The organism is Streptosporangium sp. NPDC000509 (genome assembly GCF_042898365.1).
In the GTDB taxonomy this organism is placed as follows: Bacteria; Actinomycetota; Actinomycetes; order Streptosporangiales; family Streptosporangiaceae; genus Streptosporangium.
The window spans coordinates 150229-167747 of record NZ_JBIAYX010000020.1; the positions used below are offsets into that span (position 1 = coordinate 150229).

General features: G+C 68.8%; 13 protein-coding genes. 6 read left to right on the top strand and 7 right to left on the bottom strand.

Features of this window, described 5'->3' with window-relative positions; all coding sequences use genetic code 11:
* Positions 1–150 precede the first annotated feature (150 nt).
* Both ACFY3D_RS31915 and rfbC read left to right on the top strand, forming a co-directional pair.
* The gene (locus ACFY3D_RS31915; RefSeq protein WP_389986330.1) at positions 151–969 is read left to right on the top strand and encodes a 4'-phosphopantetheinyl transferase; all 819 of its coding nucleotides are present in this window, start codon (positions 151–153) and stop codon (positions 967–969) included.
* Positions 970–1242: 273 nt separating this feature from the next.
* Positions 1243–1842 carry a dTDP-4-dehydrorhamnose 3,5-epimerase gene (rfbC, locus tag ACFY3D_RS31920; RefSeq protein WP_389986333.1) on the top strand — a complete coding sequence of 200 codons (600 nt, stop codon included), beginning with the start codon at positions 1243–1245 and terminating at the stop codon, positions 1840–1842.
* Between the two features lie 181 nt (positions 1843–2023).
* Here the strand turns inward: rfbC and rfbB are convergent, their stop codons facing one another.
* Positions 2024–2998, bottom strand: coding sequence for a dTDP-glucose 4,6-dehydratase (gene rfbB, locus ACFY3D_RS31925; RefSeq protein ID WP_389986336.1), 975 nt, complete (start codon positions 2996–2998; stop codon positions 2024–2026).
* Between the two features lie 354 nt (positions 2999–3352).
* On the opposite strand from rfbB, the gene rfbA reads away from it, so the two are divergent.
* Together rfbA and ACFY3D_RS31935 are read left to right on the top strand one after the other, a co-directional pair.
* The gene (rfbA, locus tag ACFY3D_RS31930) at positions 3353–4225 is read left to right on the top strand and encodes a glucose-1-phosphate thymidylyltransferase RfbA (protein ID WP_389986339.1); all 873 of its coding nucleotides are present in this window, start codon (positions 3353–3355) and stop codon (positions 4223–4225) included.
* Positions 4226–4312: 87 nt separating this feature from the next.
* Entirely contained in the window at positions 4313–4603 is a 291-nt protein-coding gene (locus ACFY3D_RS31935; protein WP_389986342.1) for a DUF5988 family protein, read from the top strand.
* Between the two features lie 128 nt (positions 4604–4731).
* Here the strand turns inward: ACFY3D_RS31935 and ACFY3D_RS31940 are convergent, their stop codons facing one another.
* Positions 4732–5421, bottom strand: a complete 690-nt coding sequence (locus ACFY3D_RS31940; RefSeq protein ID WP_350950190.1) for a TetR/AcrR family transcriptional regulator — start codon at positions 5419–5421, stop codon at positions 4732–4734.
* 516 nt (positions 5422–5937) lie between these two features.
* On the opposite strand from ACFY3D_RS31940, the gene ACFY3D_RS31945 reads away from it, so the two are divergent.
* On the top strand, positions 5938–7476 hold the full coding sequence (locus ACFY3D_RS31945) for an MFS transporter (RefSeq protein WP_389986346.1): 1539 nt from the start codon (positions 5938–5940) through the stop codon (positions 7474–7476).
* 61 nt (positions 7477–7537) lie between these two features.
* Here the strand turns inward: ACFY3D_RS31945 and ACFY3D_RS31950 are convergent, their stop codons facing one another.
* Positions 7538–10303 (bottom strand): AAA family ATPase, encoded by a 2766-nt coding sequence (locus ACFY3D_RS31950; RefSeq protein WP_389986349.1) that lies wholly within the window; start codon positions 10301–10303, stop codon positions 7538–7540.
* Positions 10304–10926: 623 nt separating this feature from the next.
* On the opposite strand from ACFY3D_RS31950, the gene ACFY3D_RS31955 reads away from it, so the two are divergent.
* Positions 10927–11724, top strand: coding sequence for a thioesterase II family protein (locus ACFY3D_RS31955; RefSeq protein WP_389986352.1), 798 nt, complete (start codon positions 10927–10929; stop codon positions 11722–11724).
* Positions 11725–12083: 359 nt separating this feature from the next.
* On the opposite strand, the gene ACFY3D_RS31960 is transcribed toward ACFY3D_RS31955, so the two are convergent.
* From ACFY3D_RS31960 to ACFY3D_RS31975, 4 genes are all read right to left on the bottom strand, one after another.
* Positions 12084–12944, bottom strand: a complete 861-nt coding sequence (locus tag ACFY3D_RS31960) for a 3-hydroxybutyryl-CoA dehydrogenase (protein ID WP_389986355.1) — start codon at positions 12942–12944, stop codon at positions 12084–12086.
* Positions 12941–13954: a 3-oxoacyl-ACP synthase III family protein gene (locus ACFY3D_RS31965; RefSeq protein ID WP_389986358.1), complete on the bottom strand. Its 1014-nt coding sequence runs from the start codon at positions 13952–13954 to the stop codon at positions 12941–12943. Before ACFY3D_RS31965 ends, ACFY3D_RS31960 begins: the two co-directional genes overlap by 4 nt.
* Positions 13955–13960: 6 nt before the next feature.
* Entirely contained in the window at positions 13961–15322 is a 1362-nt protein-coding gene (gene ccrA, locus ACFY3D_RS31970; RefSeq protein WP_389986378.1) for a crotonyl-CoA carboxylase/reductase, read from the bottom strand.
* 203 nt (positions 15323–15525) lie between these two features.
* Positions 15526–16947 carry an acyl-CoA carboxylase subunit beta gene (locus ACFY3D_RS31975; protein ID WP_389986382.1) on the bottom strand — a complete coding sequence of 474 codons (1422 nt, stop codon included), beginning with the start codon at positions 16945–16947 and terminating at the stop codon, positions 15526–15528.
* Positions 16948–17519 lie beyond the last annotated feature (572 nt).

The following is a 17519-nucleotide window of genomic DNA, read 5'->3' on the forward strand; positions in this document are numbered from 1 at the left end:
CGGCCACCTCATGAGGACACGAGGTCCGCTCGCGGCGGGCAGCCCGCACGCCGTCCCCGCGAGGGGTGGAAAACCCGCCGAGGGGGTCCGGCCGAGTGCCGGACGCTCTCGCCGGACCGGGCAGGTCCCGCGGACCTCCGAACGTGCCTCATGATCGAGGATCTACTGCCGGGTGAGGTCAGGTCATCGGAGGTGTTCGACGACTCGCGGCCCTGCGCCCTGTTCCTCGAGGAGGAGGCCGTGATCAGCAGGGCGGTGGAGAAGCGCCGCCGCGAGTTCACCACGGGACGCTGGTGCGCCCGCGACGCCCTGGGGCGTCTGGGCTACCCTCCGGTGCCGGTGCCGCCCGGGGTGAAGGGCGCGCCGGTCTGGCCCTCGGGTGTCGTCGGCAGCATCACCCACTGTGCCGGATACCGGGCCGCCGCCGTCGCGCGGTCCGGTGACATCACGACCCTGGGCATCGACGCCGAGCCGAACAAGCCGCTGCCCTCCGGAGTACTGGAGGTGATCACGGTCGGCGAGGAGCTGCGCCGTGTGACGTATCTCCTGCGGCGCGATCCGTCGGTGAGGTGGGACCGGCTGCTGTTCAGCGCGAAGGAGTCCGTCTACAAGGCGTGGTTCCCCCTCGCGCCGCTGCGGGAACCGCGCCTCGACTTCACGGAGGCGTCGATCACCTTCGATCCGGCCTGGGGCGGCTTCCACGCCCGGTTGCTGGCCGAGGGGCCGAGGCTGAGCGACGGTGTCGAGCTGAAGGAGTTCTTCGGCCGATGGCTGGTGGGCCGAGGGCTCATGATCACGGCCGTCGCGGTCGTGGCGGCACCTTCGGCCGCCAGGAACGCCGACGGGCACCGGCGGAGGCGGGGGAGTGCGCGGCCGGGCGGTGACGCCGATCGGCCGGGCGGTGACGGCGCTGTCCGCCGCTCGGGCGAGGGGAACGAAGGGGACGTTCACCATTCTCCGGGTGCGTGAGTCCGGAGTAGGGGGAGGGGGAGTCCCGCCGAACGCCGGTGTCCTCCTGTCGCCGGACCCCGGCGACGGGTCCTTTGACCTCATCCGACAGGGTGCCACCCCTGTCGATCTCCGTGAGGGAACCGGGCACAACCCGGTCGGCCTCGGCGAACGAACCGGGTGCCACCCCTGTCGGCCTCCGTGAATGAGGGGTTTCCAGGGTGAAGGGGCTCCTGAAGACTCCGCGGGAAAGGGGCTCACGCAGCCCGGGTCCTCCACGCTCAAGGAGATCTGATGAGCATGCGTCCGCTCGGTGTCGACGGTGCGTGGGTCTTCGAACCGAAGGTTTTCCCCGACAGCAGGGGCAGCTTTCACGAATGGTTCCACGACGCGCCCTTCCGTGAGGCCACCGGCCAGAGCCTGGCCCTGGCCCAGGCGAACTACTCGGTCTCGCGCCGGGGGACGCTGCGCGGCGTGCACTTCGCCGACGTCCCGCCCAGCCAGGCCAAGTACGTCAAGTGCGTCAGGGGAGCGGTCTTCGACGTACTCGTCGACATCCGCGTCGGATCGCCCACCTTCGGGAGGTGGGAGGCGGTGGTCCTCGACGATCGGGATCACCGCGCCGTCTACATCTCCGAAGGGCTCGGCCACGCCTTCATGGCGCTGACCGACGACGCGACGGTGGTCTACCTCTGTTCCGAGGGGTACGCGCCCGGCCGTGAGCACGGCATCAACCCGCTCGACGCGGAACTGGGGATCGAGTGGCCCGCCGGACTCGAGCCGCTGCTGTCGGAGAAGGACGAGGCGGCCCCGACCCTCGCCGAGGCCCGGCGAAGGGGCATGCTCCCCACGTACGAGGAGTGCTGTGGCCTGTACGCCAAGCTTCGCGCGTGAGCGGCGCCGCCCTTCGTGTCCCGGCGTCGGCGCGTTCCCCCGCGCTCCGCGCCTCCGCCCCGGGCCGTCTCCGGGGCCCCGCACCGCCCTCGGGCCACCGGAGACCGGCCCGGGGATGGTGCGGGGCCCCGGTACGACCGTTGTGCGGGGACCCGCGCCGTACGGGGGCGGGAAGGACGGGTCAGCCGGTCCGCAGCCCCGCCTTGAGCGGCTCCCACCAGGCCCGGTTGTCGCGGTACCAGGCCACGGTCTCGGCCAGGCCCGTCGCGAAGTCCTTGCGCGGGCGGTAGCCCAGCTCCCGCTCGATCTTGGTCCAGTCGACGGAGTAGCGGCGGTCGTGGCCCTTACGGTCTTCCACGTAGGCGATGCTGCTCTCGTCCGCGCCCAGGGCCTCCAGGAGGAGGCCGGTGAGTTCCCTGTTGCTCAGCTCGGTGCCGCCGCCGATGTTGTAGACCTCACCGGGACGGCCCGCCGTGCGGACCAGCTCGATGCCCCTGACGTGGTCGTCGACGTGCAGCCAGTCGCGGACGTTGAGGCCGTCGCCGTACAGCGGGACCTTCAGTCCGTCGAGCAGGTTGGTGATGAACAGCGGGATGACCTTCTCGGGGAAGTGGTGGGGCCCGTAGTTGTTGGAGCAGCGGGTCACCCGCACGTCCAGGCCGTGGGTGCGGTGGTAGGAGAGTGACAGCAGGTCGCCGGCCGCCTTGGAGGCCGCGTAGGGGGAGTTGGGGCTCAGCGGGTCGGTCTCCGGCCAGGACCCCTCTTCGATCGAGCCGTAGACCTCGTCGGTGGAGACGTACACGAAGGTCGCCGGCCCGCCGTGGAGTGCCGCGTCCAGGAGGGTCTGGGTGCCCACCACGTTGGTCCGCACGAACTCGCCGGCGCCGAGGATCGACCGGTCGACGTGGGACTCGGCGGCGAAGTGCACCACCTGGTCGTGCCGGGAGACGAGTTCGCCGACGAGTTCGGTGTCGCAGATGTCGCCCTGGACGAACGCGAAGCGGTCACTGTCGCGGACCGGGTCGAGGTTGGCCGGGTTGCCCGCGTAGGTGAGTTTGTCCAGCACGGTGACAGTCGCCGGGCCGTCCGTGCCGAGAAGGGTGCGTACGTAGTGGGAACCGATGAATCCGGCACCCCCGGTGACGAGAATTCTCAACGGAGATCCACCTCGCTGTGATCGCTGGACGGGAGACCCGCCCTCATGGCTGTGGGCGTCGCGGGGGCGGTGCCCTTCCGTGAATGCGCGGATGTTCGGAATTTCGGCACGCATGGTTTTTTGGAGATGATTCGTCGGCGCGGAATTCCGGGGCCGCGGGTCCGACTGTAGGCGGTGAGATCCGGTGTGAGAAGCCCTGCCCACGGGCGATGAATTCGACCGGAGGAAATAGGGGGATTAAGGGAGACGGTAGGGGGTTGATGCCCCCTATGCGCCATGTGAGTCTTTTTGGTACCGGTCGGCTTCCTATCCGATTGACCACCGTTGGCCGACTTCGTCATGAAGGGCTTTTCCATGAAAGGCATCATTCTCGCGGGCGGCCACGGCACGAGGTTGTATCCGCTCACGCTCGCGGTCTCCAAGCAGCTTCTCCCCGTGAACGACAAGCCGATGATCTACTATCCGCTGTCGACGCTCATGCTCGCGGGCATCAGGGAGATCATGATCATCTCCACCCCCGCCGACCTGCCGCAGCTGAACCGCCTGTTGCGGGACGGGTCACATCTGGGGCTCGACATCAGCTACGCGCAGCAGGACGAGCCGAAGGGCCTGGCCGACGCCTTCGTCATCGGCGCCGACCACATCGGCGGCGACCCGGTCGCCCTCGTGCTCGGCGACAACATCTTCCACGGCAACTCCTTCTACGACATCCTCCAGGAGAACGTCGCGGACGTGGACGGCTGCGTGCTGTTCGGCTACCCGGTCAGCGACCCCCAGCGTTACGGCATCGGGGAGACCGATGCCGAAGGCCGGCTCGTCTCGATCGAGGAGAAGCCGGCGAACCCCCGGTCCAACAGGGCGATCGTCGGCCTCTACCTCTACGACAACGACGTGATCGACATCGCCAAGAACCTGCGGCCCTCCCCCCGGGGGGAGCTGGAGATCACCGATGTCAACCGCACCTACCTGCGAAGGGGCAAGGCGTGCCTGCGTGACCTGGGCAGGGGGTTCGCCTGGATCGACGCCGGCACGCCGGAGTCGATCCTGCAGGCCACCCAGTACGTGCAGGCGCTGGAGAACCGGCAGGGCGTACGCATCGCCTGCATCGAGGAGGTCGCGCTGCGCATGGGCTTCATCGACGCCGAGGCCTGCGACCGGCTGGGAGCCGAACTCTCCGCCTCCAGCTACGGCCGGTACGTACGCGGCGTCGCGGCCGAGTTCCGCTGAGCGTTCCAGGGGTCGGAGGCGCGGAAACGATCCACGGCCACGGCGGCGGACCACATCGACCGAACACACAGACCGGAGGTATTCCAGATGAGCGTCTCCATCGACCAGGGCGGGCAGGAGAGCGGGGCGGAAGGGCAGGGCCATTCCGGATTCGCCGCACCGCAGCTCGAACGGGCATATGTCGACGTCGTACTCGAAGGGGGTCCCGCTGATATCTCACGGACCTTCCGGGTCGACGACGCGACGGCGGCCTACGGAAAGATAAAGATTCCCCGGCACAATGGCTACGAGCACTTCGAGCGGCAGACGGAATCGGTTTCCGATGATTCCGGAGCGGCTGTCTTTCGTTGGACGACCCGGACCAGAATCGCCGAGTAGCGCAGTCCTTCGATGTTTTTCTTTCATACATGAACGACTTGCCGAAAAAAGGCTTTCCGGTGACGGGGAGTGATTCGCGTCCCGCGGGAGCCGTCGGGCTGGTCGCGGGGCGAATCCGGGTGCGTGCCCTACGCCCCCTTGTTCCGGCCCTCCACCAGGACGGCGACACCGTCGAGAAGGTGCCGCAGGCTGAACTCGAACCACTCGTCGATGTCGATCGGCTCGTCCTGTTGCGCGTACAGCCTGGACAGCATCGGGAACTGCCCGGACTCCAGGATCTCCAGGAGCATCGGCGTCTTCGACGCGCGCCACTGTCTCGTCGTGACGCCGGTGCGGCGTTCGGCCTCCAGCTCGTTCACCAGCAGCAGGGCCGCGCCCTGCACCTGGGCGCTCACCATCATGGCCACCCAGTGCATCGTCATCGGGTCGAGGCCGAGGCCGTCCATGGCGCGCATCGCCCACTCGACATCGGCGAGCACGTTCGGCCCGAGCGGCGGCTGGGGGGTGGCGATGACCCGCAGCGCCCAGGGGTGCCTGGAGTACATCCCCCACTCCCTTCGTGCCGCGATCTCCAGCCTGGTGCGCCAGCCTCCCGGTACGGAGACCGGATAGGAGGTCTCCCCGAAGACGACCTCGACCATCAACTCGACGAGCGCGTCCTTGCCCGACACGTAGCGGTACAGCGACATCGTGCCGGCGCCCAGCTCGGTCGCGACGCGGCGCATCGACAACGCGTCCAGTCCTTCGGTGTCGGCGATCCGGACCGCGGTGCGTACGATCCGCTCCGTGCTCAGGCCGCTCGGGGGTTCGTGGTGCATGGCCAGATCGTCGGCGCTCTGCCGGAGCGGGGCATGGTCCGGGGCGGGGGCGCATCCCGGCGCCGCGGAGAGGGAAACGTTGGGGGGCGCGACTCGCAGCGCGGAGGCCGGGGTCCGTCCGGCGGACTGCGCGGACCGCTCGGCGGTTCGGGCACGGTAGGCCCGCGCCTGACAGGCGCGGGAGCAGTACCGAGGGCGTCGTCCCCGAGGTGCGGCGTTCAAAGGCTTTCCACATTGTGTGCACGTCAACATGTGGTCCCCGTCCGATTCCAGATGCACAGCCGTGTGACGAAACTCTAGCACATGCTTTTTGTGACGTAATTAGCGATCCAAGTGTGATGAAATAACCAGTGGGAGTGAGGCGTCGTTAGGTGCGAACCCGCTGTTCTCTAGGGTTTATCTGGAACTTTTCAGAAGTCAAGGTCGATCTGAAGATGAGCCGTTGTGCTCTCCGAAGAGTTGTGCGTACGATGTATGCGTTTATTTGATGTACGAAGTACCCAAGGAGTTGTAGTCATGACACAGGGCGCAGCCACAGCCGGGCGGAGGGAATGGCTCGGCCTCGCGGTGCTGGTCCTGCCCGTCCTGCTCATCTCCGTGACCGTGACGGTGCTGTACTTCGCGCTCCCCTTCCTGAGTGCGGACCTCGCGCCGACCGGTTCCCAGCTGCTGTGGATCGTCGACATCTACGCCTTCCTGCTGGCCGGTCTGCTGATTCCGATGGGCACCCTGGGTGACAGGATCGGCCGCAGGAGACTGCTGCTGATCGGTGCCACCGCGTTCTGTGTCACGTCGGCCGTCGCCGCCTACGCCCCCAGCGCCGAGCTGCTCGTCGTGGCCCGCGCCCTGCAGGGCGCGGCGGCGGCGAGCCTGATGCCGCCGACCCTCGCGCTGATCCGCAACATGTTCCATGACCCCGGACAGCGTCGGATGGCCATCGCCGTGTGGGCCGCGGGCTTCGCCGGAGGCAGCGTGCTGGGACCGATCGTCGGAGGCTGGCTGCTGGAGCGTTTCTGGTGGGGATCGGTGTTCCTGATCAATGTGCCGGTCATGGTCCTGCTCCTGCTGCTGGGACCGATCGTGCTGCCGGAGTACCGCGACCCCCGCCCCGGAAGGTTCGACCTGCTCAGCGCCCTGCTGTCGCTGGCGGCCCTGCTGCCGACGGTCTACGGGATCAAGCAGTTCGCCGCCGACGGCTTCGAACTCCAGGCCATGACCGGCGTGATCGTCGGGCTGGCGTTCGGTGTCGTGTTCCTGCGCAGGCAGCGGTTGCTGCCCGACCCGATGCTCGACCTGAGACTGTTCTCCAGCCGGCCCTTCAGCATGTCGCTGATCACGAGCACACTCGCGATCTTCGCCCTGGTGGGGCTGTTCTACTTCATCGCCCAGTATCTGCAGATGGTGCTCGGACTGCGGCCGTTCACCGCGGGGTTGCTCACCCTGCCCGCGGCGGGTGCGGCCCTCGCCGGTTCCGTACTGGCCGCCGTGATCGCGAAGTGGGCGCGTCCGGGATTCATCATGGGCGGCGGCATGGCGCTCGCCGCCGGAGGCTTCGTCGTGATGAGCCTGATCGACGTGGACTCCGAGCGATGGTTTCTCGTCAGCGGTCTGCTCCTGCTGGGATCCGGCATCGGAGCAGTGCAGGCGGTGGCATCCGACATGATCGTCGCTGCAGCCCCGCCGGAACGCGCCGGCTCGGCGTCCGCGGTCATGGAGGCCGCCACCGAACTCGGGGGCGCTCTCGGTATCGCGATCCTGGGCAGCGTCGGCCTGTCCGTCTACGGCGAGAGGTTCGTCGCCTCGGCGCCCGCCCTGCCCCCGGAGGACGCCGAGGCGGCGCGCGAGACCCTCGGCGGTGCGCTCGGGGTGGCCGCGAGGATGCCGGAGCAGGCCGGGGCGGCCCTGCTCGACGCCGCCCGTTCGGCCTTCACCGGGGGCATGCAGGTGGCCGCCGTCCTCGGAGCCGTCATCATGGCGTTGACGGCGGTTCTCGCCACGATCCTTCTCCGATCGGTACGAGTGGACACCCCGCAGGTGGACGGTCGTACCGAGTGACCCTCGCCGCCCGTGCCCTCGGAAGCCCCGGCCGGACGGGCACGGGCGGCGAGCCGGTCATTCACATCTGCGAGAACTGCGCCGGCAGATCCCTGCGGCCTTTCACGTTGAGCTTGCGGTAGATGCGGGTCAGATGCTGCTCCACGGTGCTGACGGTGATGTAGATCTTTCTGGAGATCTCGCGGTTGGTGTAGCCGAGCGCGGCGAGCGAGGCGACGCGCTGCTCGGCGTCGCTGAGCACGTTCATGCTCTCCAGACCGTCGCCGCTGTCGTAGCCGTCGCTGTTGTGCCGTACGGCCTGCCGCAGCGGCTCGGCCCGGCACTCGCCGGCCACGCTGTCGGCACGATAACCGATCATCCGTGCCTTGTTGGGCTCGCCGAGCTCGTTGAGGGTGTGGGTGAGGTCGACCAGCGCGTAGGCCATCTCCAGGCGGTCGCCCGCGCTCTGGAGCGTGTCGATCGCCTCCCGGAGCATGGACGGACGCTGCCTGAGGTCGCTGGTGGCGGCGAGGAGACGCTGTGAGATCCCCCGTGTCCTGAGCGAGTCGCCGCCGGGTAGCTCGTAGGGCTGCTCCAGCAGGGTCCGTGCCTGTTCCCGCTGTTCCAGCTGGAGCAGGGCGGCCGCGGCGCCGTGACGCCACGGCACCAGCGCCGGGGTGTCCAGATTCCAGGCACGCATCAACCGCCCGCAGGTGGAGAAGTCGTTGAGCGCGGCGTGCGAGTGGTTCGTCGCCAGATAGTAGTGGGCACGGGCCTGCAGATAGTGGAGCCCGAAGTGGGTCTGGAAGATCGCGTTGGGCACCGGCCATCTGAGATGGCGCTCGGCGACGTCGTACTTACCCATCTCGGTGGTGGCGCGGATCAGTACGGCGAGTGGCAACGCGACGAGGACGCCCAGGCTCCGGGGCGGCAGGATGTCCAGTGCGGCACGCGCGTACTCCTCGGCGGTCAACAGGTCCCCCTGGCGGATGGCGATGCTCGCCCGCAGGGAGGCGAGTAGCGCCCGCCAGGTGGGGGAGCGGCGCCGCACGGCCTCCGAGTACAGGAGGTCGCACCAGAGCGCGGCCTTGTCGGGGCGGTCGGAGTAGACCAGGGCGAGGAGCGCCGCCCCCACGGTCTCCAGGTTCACGTCGTCCAGAGAGGTGGAGTGCAGCACGCGCTCGGCGGTCCTGAGCGTGCTCTCGTCCGGGCCGTCCCGCAGGACGCCCGCGAGCAGAGCCGCCGCCCGCGAGTGCGGACCGCTCTCGACCGTCGTCCACGTCGTCCACGCCGGCCTCGTCACGGAGTCGGCGCTCGCGACGACGCGGGCACGGGCGAGGACCGGGGGGTGGATGCACGACAGCCGGTGGCGGAGGACGTCGAGCCAGGCCGCCTCCTCGTCGGCGCAGGGTTCGCCTGCCAGCTCGGTCAGCCGTTCGAGCACCTCCACGGCCTCGTCGTGCTGCCCGTGCCAGAGCAGGAACCCCAGCAGGGTGTCCAGCTCGTCGAAGCCCAGCCTGTTCTCGCGGGCGTCCGCGACGAGCCGGTCGACGTACCGGTTGGCGGCGGCGGGGTTGAGGCGCCACTCCGCCCGGGCGAGCATCGCCGTGGTCGTCGTGCGCTGCCGGTCGTCGTCGCACAGCTGCAGGGCGAGCTTCAGGCACTGGACCGCGAACTCGTGCCGGTCGTTCGTGAGCGCCTGCTCGGCGGCCTCGCGGAGCTCGGCCAGTGCCCAGGACTCCCGGAAGCGGGGCGAGCCGATGAGATGCTCGGCGACCACGGTGGCCGCGGCCCCCTCCGCGTGGAGAAGCCGCGCGGCGAGCCGATGCATCTCCTGACGCCGATGCGGGTCGAGGTCGTCGAGCACGGCGGACCTGGCCGCGGGGTGCTGAAAACGTAGCGAGTCAACAATGCCGATGACACTGAGACGGTTCAGCGCCTGGTTCACCATTGTCGTCGTGATGCCGAGTAACTCCGAGAGAAGAGTCGGCAGGGCGAGGTCCCCAAGTATCGCGAGCCCGTGGGCGACCAGCAACATGGTGGGATCGCTGCGGTGCAGGAGAGCCCGGACCGATCGGGAGAATGCGTCGGAGACGATGAGGTTATCCGGCTCGCCGGCACTCTTGTAGTCTTCTATTAATGCCTTGACCAGCAGCGGGTTGCCTCCACTTACATTGTGGGCCGCTGGGCCGAACTTAACCGCCGCAGTGTTGTCGACAAAAGCGGACAGTGTCTTGATGACGCCTCGCAGGGAAAGCGGTGCCAGTGGTATGCGCTCGTAGTGAGGATGGCGCATAAGGTTTATCTCGAGATGCGGATCCATTCCCTGCAGGCCCTCTGTGGCCGTCAGCAGGATGAGCACGTTGGCGCTCTTCTGCCGATGGACGAAGTTGAGCAGAAGCTGCCAGGAAAGGGAGTCCGCGTATTCGATGTCGTCCACGGTGATGAGCACGGTATTCGACTTGGAGAGTTCGAGGACAATGGCCCACAGGCCCTGGGTGATACGGAGCCAATCGGACTCCTCGGGGCGCTCACCGGACGACTTCGCCCCGAGCACGGCGTCCTCGATGAGCTGTGCCGCTCGGAAGGCGTGGTCGATGGGGAGTGCCGCGTTGTGGAAGATCTGGCTCACCACGCCGAGGGGCACCTTCTGGTCCGCCCCTGAGCAGGTGGCGCTCAGCCAGGTGACCTTCGACTCGGCGGCGCTGCGACCGAAGGCGTACACCAGCTCGGTCTTGCCGGTCGCGGTAGGGCTCGTGATCGTCGCCACCCGGCCACGGCCGCGCGCACAATCCGAAAGCAGGTTTGTGAGAAAAGTGGTTTCGTTGTCCCGCTCGATAAGTATCATAGGGCTCCCCGTCCACCCTAGATGAAAGCAGATGATGGAACGATAACACCCGGCTGGTAAGAGAAGGAAACCTATATTTGCCGGTAGGTGACGTCAACCTTTCCTCTTTTCCGACGGAACTGCCGACGGCGGTAGGATGCCATTTAAGAATTTCATCACGGCACTGCCCATGATTTCGTCATTCTCTCGCACCTAATTTCATCACGGCATCCAGAACGCTTAACCAGGCGGTAACCCCGTATCCGCCCCAGCGGGATCATCTATGGCTCTCGGCGAAAATGCAAACCCCCTATTAACCCTTATCGATGGGGTTGATTTAGGGGGGCGCGAAGGGCTGCTTCCCTGGATCGTCGCAGGCGACCTTGGATATCCTTCCGCATGCCGACGGCTAGATGTTGCCGTAATGTGATTGGCGTATGACGGTGGGTGACGAATGCTTACGGGAGTGCAGGGCGAGATGGATTATATTCCTTCCGAGGTATTGATGTGAAAGAGGTCGGTGATTTTGGATCTATCGGAGACCTGATTCCGGCTGTCGGAAAGGCCGCCGGTGACCGGTCGTCCTGGACGGCGGGATCGAGACGCGCCGGCCGGAACGCGATGGTCGAGACGGGGTGGGAGTCATGAGCGCGGTCAAGGACGGCGACGACATGTGGATCCGGCGCCTCCTTTTCGGGCAGGCGGGGGAGCGGGCCGAGCGGGCACCGGCCACGCTGGTCTGCTTCCCGCACGCCGGGGGCTCCGCGAGCTTCTACCTTCCGGTCGCGCGCCTCGCCCCGCCCACGGTCGAGGTGCTCGCGGTGCAGTATCCGGGCAGGCAGGATCGGCGCGCCGAGAGGTGTGTCGAGGACATCGACGAGCTGGCCGACCGGATCGTCGCGGCACTACCGGCCAGGGCCGTCACGCGCCCCCTGGCGCTCTTCGGGCACAGCATGGGGGCTCTCGTCGCCTTCGAGGTGGCCCGCAGGCTGGAGAGGCGCGGTACGGCGCCGCTGGAACTGTTCGTCTCGGGGCGGCGCGCCCCGTCGATCCACCGGAACGACCGGGCGCACCTGCGGCCGGACGACGGGCTCCTGGCCGAACTGCGCGCACTGGGCGGGACCGCCACGACGGTGCTCGGCGACGACGACTTCATGCGGGCGATGCTGCCCGTGGTGAGGAGCGACTACCGGGCCGTCGAGACCTACCGCCACCGGCCGGGGCCAGGGCTGTCGTGCCCGGTCACCGCCCTGTCCGGCATCGACGACCCGAAGGCCCGCCCGGACGACGTGCGGGCGTGGCGCGACCATACGCGGTCGCGGTTCGAGGCGCGGTTCTTTCCCGGCGGCCATTTCTACCTCACCGACCACGTCGAGGAGATCGTCGCCCTCGTCGCGGGCCGCGTCTCGTCGGCCCTGCTCGCCGCGGACTCGCGCCGCTGAGGCCCTGCCCGGGGGCGTCACGCGCCCTCTCCGTGTTGAAATGACGTCTTTCGCTTTTCGCGTATCGCCCGCTCTGTGTTGAAATGGCCGCCCGCCGCGCGGAAACGACCATGCCCTCGCGTCGAAACGCTTCGCCGCGCCCCCGTCCCGCGCCCCCGTCCCGCGCCCTCGTCCCGCGCGCCCACCCGTGCTCGCGCACGGGCACGCGCGGGCGTGGACGGGCGTGGACGGGCGACGTGCCCCGGCCACACGCCCCGACCATGTGCCCCGGCCACACGTCTCGTCCCCGCGCACAGACGCGAGAACGGCGCCGGACCGTGTCCAGGCGCCGTTCCAGGGAACAGAGGGATATAGGGATATCAGGAGTAGACGTGGAATCCTCGGCCGGTCTTCTTGCCGAGGAGGCCGCCCTCGACCATGCGCAGCAGTATCGGCGGAGGCGCGTACTGCTGCTCCCTGAACTCCCCGTACAGCGCGTCGGCGATCGAGGCCACCGTGTCCAGCCCGATCAGGTCGGCGAGCCTCAGCGGACCCATCGGGTGCGAGCAGCCCAGCACCATCCCCTTGTCGATCACGTCGGCGGTGGCGAACCCCGTCTCCACCATCCGGATGGCCGACAGCAGGTACGGGATGATCAGGGCGTTGACCACGAAGCCCGCCCGGTCGGAGGAGCGGATCACCTGCTTGCCGAGCGTCCCGGTGACGAACGCCTCCGCCCGCGCCAGGGGCTCGTCCTCGGTGAGCAGCGACCCGATCAGCTCCACCAACGGCATGACGGGCACGGGATTGAAGAAGTGCACGCCGACCACCTGGCCGGGCCGCTCGGTGGCCCTCGCCATCCTGATGATCGGGATGGACGACGTGTTCGACGCCAGGATCGCGTCCGGATCCTCCACGATCTTGTCCAGGGCGCGGAACAGGTCGAGCTTGGTCGGCTCGTGCTCGGGGACGGCCTCGAAGACGATCTGCCGGTCGCCCAGATCGTAGAGGTCGCAGGTGAAGGAGACCCGCTCCAGCGCCTCGTTTCGCTCCGTCTCGGTGATCGTCGCCTTGCGCAGCCCGCCGTCGAGGGATCTCAGCAGCCGCTGCCGTCCCCGGTTCATCGAGGCGCCGCTGGAGGCCACGACCCGCACGTCCAGCCCCGCGCGGGCGCACACGTCGGCGATACCCGAGCCCATCAGCCCGCATCCGACGATACCGACCCTGTGGATGTCGCTCATCTCGTCTCCAGACGTGTGGTCGCCGACCAGCGAAGCAGGCTCATTCCCATCGACATGCCGCCGCCGAAACCGGCGAGCAGCACCAGGTCGCCGTCGCCGAGCATGCCCGCCCTGTTGGCCTCGTCGAGCGCCACCGGCACCGAGGCGCTCCCCATGTTCCCGTAGCGCTCCACGGTGCGTGGGGTGTGCGCGCCGGTGAGCCCGCAGCGCTCCACCAGTTCGTCGAGCAGCGCCCCGTTGGCCTGGTGCGGCACAAAGGCGTCGACCTGGTCGAGGCTGTACCCGGCACCGACCACCAGCCTTTCCAGCGCGGGCGGGACGTTCTCCATCACGAAGTCCCGCACCCCGCGGCCGTCCATCCTGAAGTAGTGCTCGCCGGCCGCGACGGTCTCGTGCGAGGTCGGGAACCTGCTGCCCCCGGCCTTGACGCCGATGAGCCCGCTCGCCTCGCCCCGGCTGGACAGGTCGCAGGCGATCATCCCGTACGGCTCGGGCACCATGCCGACCAGGGCGGCGCCGGCGCCGTCCCCGAAGAGCACCGAGGTGCGGCGGTCGGTGAAGTCGACACAGCGCGTGTAGAGGTCCGCGCCCACCACGAGCGCGTACGTGTCGGGCTGGAGCGAGAGCAGGGCCTTCGCCAGGGCGAGGCCGTACACGAACCCGCTGCACACGACGTTGATGTCGAAGCAGGCGGCGCCGTAGGCGCCGAGCGCGTTCTGCACGAGGTAGGAGGTGGGCGGTTGCGGGTGGTCACCCGTCGAGGTGGAGACGATGACGTAGCCGATGCGGTCCACATCGATGCCTGCCTGCTCGATCGCGCTCATCGCGGCCCGCGCCGCGAGGTCCGAGGTCGCCTCGTCCTGCGCGGCGTACCGCCGGAAGGAGATCCGGGTCTTGCGCAGTATCCATTCCGGGGTGACACCGACTCGTTCCGCGACCTGCGCGTTGCCGACCTCTTCCTTCGGAAGATACGAGCCGGTCGCCAGGATTCCGGCGGTTCGCCCGGCCACGGTCGCCTACACCTTTCCGGCGAGGAGGGGCGCGTCGCGCCGGGCCGACGGGTCTCGCAGCGGGTTCAGCCTCTCCTCGCCGACCCTGGCCCGCAGTTCGGGGTCGGTTACGCCAAGACCGGGCTCGGGGGCCATGCACAGCACGCCCACCTTGCCCAGGTGGGTGTTGGTCTGCACCAGCCGGGCGGCCTCGGCGACCTCCGTGAGCGGGTACGACGCCGACAGGGTCGGCACCAGCTTGCCGAGTTCGAACAGCCGCAGACACTCCCACAGCTCCTGCATGTTGGCCGCGTGGCTGCCGATGATGCGCTTGAGGTTCATCCAGAGGTAGCGGTTGTCGAACTGGTGCTGGTAGCCCGTGCTGGAGCCGCAGGTGACGACCGCGCCACCGCGGCGGGCCACGAACACCGAGATCCCGAAGGTGGCCCGGCCGATGTAGTCGAAGACGATGTGCGGGTCCCCGCCCGCCCTCTCCCGGATGATCTTTCCCAGGCGCTTGCCCAGCTCGACCGTCCGCTCAGGACTGTCGGGGGCGTCGCCGCCCATTCCGATCTCGTTGCGGTTGATGACGATGTCGCAGCCGAGCCGTTCCAGGGCCGCGGCCTTCGACGCGGAGCCGACCACCCCGACCGGGATGCCGCCGCCGTTCTTCACCATCTGCACGGCGTATCCGCCGAGCCCGCCGGTCGCGCCCCAGATGAGGACGATGTCGCCCTGCTTCATGTCCGCCCCCTGGCGGCTGACCAGCATGCGGTAGGCCGTGCCCGCGCACAGCGTGATGCTGGCGGCCTCCTCCCAGGTGAGATGGGCGGGTTTGGGGATCAACTGGCTGGCACGCGCCACCGCGTAGTGGGCGAGCGCGCCGAAGTTCGTCTCGTAGCCCCAGGCGCGCTGCTCGGCGCCGAGCATGCCGTCGCCGTGCGTCGCCGGCTCCTGGTCGTCGGTCTGGATCGGGCTCACCACGACGCGGTCGCCTACCCGCCAGCGGCGCACCCCGACCCCGGCCCGCACGACCACCCCGGCGCAGTCGGAGCCCACGACGTGATACGGAAGGTCGTGCCTGGCCGCGAACCCGCCGGTGGCGCCGAACCGCTTCAGGAAATTGAACGTCGGCAGCGGCTCGAAGATCGACGACCAGACCGTGTTGAAGTTGATGGAGCTCGCCATCACCGCGATCAGGACCTCGTCGGGTGCGAGCTCGGGCATCGGCACCCGCCCGACGCGCATCGACTTGCGCACGTCCTTGTCCTCGATGCCGGTGAACATGTCGACGTCCTCGATCCGCAGGTGGGCGGCGAGGTAGTCCTCCGGTACCGGGGTCCGCGCCAGTTGGTCGGGGGACGCCCCGCCGAGCACGGCCTCGGCCATCGGATCCGCGGTGAGGGCCGCCGGGGTCGTCCGGCGTGGGAAGGGCAGGTCGGGGGAAACGGCGTTCATCGGAATCCACCGGCTCCTTTCGGTGTGGTGGGTCTGCCTGCGGTGACGGCCCTCTGCGGGCGGGCCCGTCTTTGGCCCTGAAGTGGTCTTGCCGCGACGGTCACGGGACTCGGGGGAGAGATCAGAGGAGAGTTTCAGAGGGGGATGTTCCCGTGCCGGCCACGCTGGGCCGGGGCGGCGGCGAGGGCCTCGGCGATCCTGCGCCGGGTGTCCACCGGATTGATCACCTCGTCGACGACGCCGAGGGAGAGGGCGCGGTTCACCCCGCCCGCGGTACGGACGTGCTCGTCGACGAGCCGCATCCGCAGCGCCTCGCGTTCGTCGTCAGGGGCGGCGGCGAGCCGCTTGCGGTGCAGCACGCCGACCGCGGCCTCCGCGCTCATCACCGCGACCTTCGCGTCCGGCCAGGCGAACACCGCGGTGGCGCCCAGGGACCGGGAGTTCATCGCGATGTACGCCCCGCCGTAGGACTGGCGGGTGACGAGGGTGACCCGTGGGACGACCGCCTCGGCGAAGGCGTGCAGGAGCTTGGCCCCGCGCCGGATCACTCCACCCCACTCCTGCCCGACACCCGGCAGGTAGCCCGGCACGTCCACGACGACCACCAGCGGCACCCCGAACGCGTCGCACATGCGAACGAACCTGGCTGCCTTCTCCGCGCTCAGCGAGTCGAGGCAGCCGCCCTTGCGCAACGGGTTGTTGGCGACCACGCCGACCGACCCCCCGGCGAGCCGGCCCAGGCCGACGACCACGTTCGCCGCCCAGCGGGGCTGCATCTCCACGAAGGGGGCGCCGGGGTCGAGGATCTCGCGCAGCAGGGGGCGCACGTCGTAGGCCCGGCGAGGGTTGTCCGGCAGCAGTGCCCGAGGGTCCGTTCCCTCGCGCGCCGCGGCGACGTCGAAGACGGACCGGCGGGTGAGGAGATCGACGGTCCGGCGCGCCTGTTCGTAGGCCTCGGCCTCCGAGGCGACCACCACGTGCGCCACACCGGACTTGCCGCCGTGCGCGACGGTCCCGCCGAGGGACTCCATGTCGATCCGCTCACCGGTGACGGCGCGCACCACGTCGGGTCCGGTCACGAACATCCGGCCGGCCTCCGCCATGATCACCACATCGGTGAGCGCGGGCCCGTACGCGGCGGCGCCCGCCGCCGGGCCGAGGACCACCGACACCTGGGGCACCCGACCGGAGGCTCCGGTCATCGCGGCGAACATCCGGCCCACGCCGTCCATCGACTCGACGCCGTCGGCCAGCCTGGCGCCACCGGAGTGCCACAGGCCGATCACCGGTGCCCCCTCCAGCAGGGCCGTGTCGATGGCGTTCACGACCCTGGCGCTGCCCGCGGCGCCCATCGCGCCGCCCATGTCGGTGGCGTCGGTGCAGTAGGCGATCACGTCGATGCCCGAGACGCGGCCCCGCACGGCGGATACACCGCTCCCGTCCGCCTCGTGCAGCGGGATCAGGGAGTCCGGGTCGAGCAGCCGTGCCAGGCGGACGGCCGGTGCGCGCTGGTCGAGCTCGGGCTCTCGCTGAGTGCTCGGATAGCCGACGGTCAGTGCCATAATCCATTCCCAAGAAAAGTCGACACGGTGAAGGGCGTTTTTCCTTGCACGTGGGGCACCCCCATCGAAATCAGGTACGGGCGCGATCGGCGGCCGGCGGCCAGGAGGTTTCGCAGTCACCGCCACAGGGGTTCGCAGTTTTTACCCGTCATGTGGGGGAAACGCTATATGTCGTCCAGGTGAGCACCAACCCTTATCGCACCCCTAACGGATTGTCCATCCGAATGGCCGCGCCGCGCCGGTCGCGCGGCGCCGGATCCTCCCGCGGGACCGGTCGGGGAGACCGAGCCCTCCGCGGGTGCACGTCAGCGGCCCCGGGCGGAGATGTCGGCACCTGTTCGCAGATCAGGAGCGTGTGGATCCTCCGCCGATGACCGGCTCGGCGCGGACGCCGTGATCTGAACGGTCCCGCCCGCCTCGTTAAGGGGCAGGTAGGGGTTGTCCCGCGCGGTGTCGCTGACAACCATGAACGGTGTCAACGAGAAACGGCGCCGGACGTGTGATCCAGTTCGCCGAGCCTCTGTGAAACACGTCCATCCCCTTCCGAAGGCAGGCGGCGGAAAGAC

Excerpts from the sequence above, each read along its gene's own strand:
- ACFY3D_RS31950 (WP_389986349.1), bottom strand. The coding sequence starts at position 10,303 with ATGATACTTATCGAGCGGGACAACGAAACCACTTTTCTCACAAACCTG.
- ACFY3D_RS31915 (WP_389986330.1), top strand. The coding sequence starts at position 151 with ATGATCGAGGATCTACTGCCGGGTGAGGTCAGGTCATCGGAGGTGTTC.
- ACFY3D_RS31945 (WP_389986346.1), top strand. The coding sequence starts at position 5,938 with ATGACACAGGGCGCAGCCACAGCCGGGCGGAGGGAATGGCTCGGCCTC.
- ccrA (WP_389986378.1), bottom strand. The coding sequence starts at position 15,322 with ATGGCCGAGGCCGTGCTCGGCGGGGCGTCCCCCGACCAACTGGCGCGG.
- ACFY3D_RS31935 (WP_389986342.1), top strand. The coding sequence starts at position 4,313 with ATGAGCGTCTCCATCGACCAGGGCGGGCAGGAGAGCGGGGCGGAAGGG.
- ACFY3D_RS31960 (WP_389986355.1), bottom strand. The coding sequence starts at position 12,944 with ATGAGCGACATCCACAGGGTCGGTATCGTCGGATGCGGGCTGATGGGC.
- rfbA (WP_389986339.1), top strand. The coding sequence starts at position 3,353 with ATGAAAGGCATCATTCTCGCGGGCGGCCACGGCACGAGGTTGTATCCG.
- ACFY3D_RS31955 (WP_389986352.1), top strand. The coding sequence starts at position 10,927 with ATGAGCGCGGTCAAGGACGGCGACGACATGTGGATCCGGCGCCTCCTT.
- rfbC (WP_389986333.1), top strand. The coding sequence starts at position 1,243 with ATGAGCATGCGTCCGCTCGGTGTCGACGGTGCGTGGGTCTTCGAACCG.
- ACFY3D_RS31940 (WP_350950190.1), bottom strand. The coding sequence starts at position 5,421 with ATGCACCACGAACCCCCGAGCGGCCTGAGCACGGAGCGGATCGTACGC.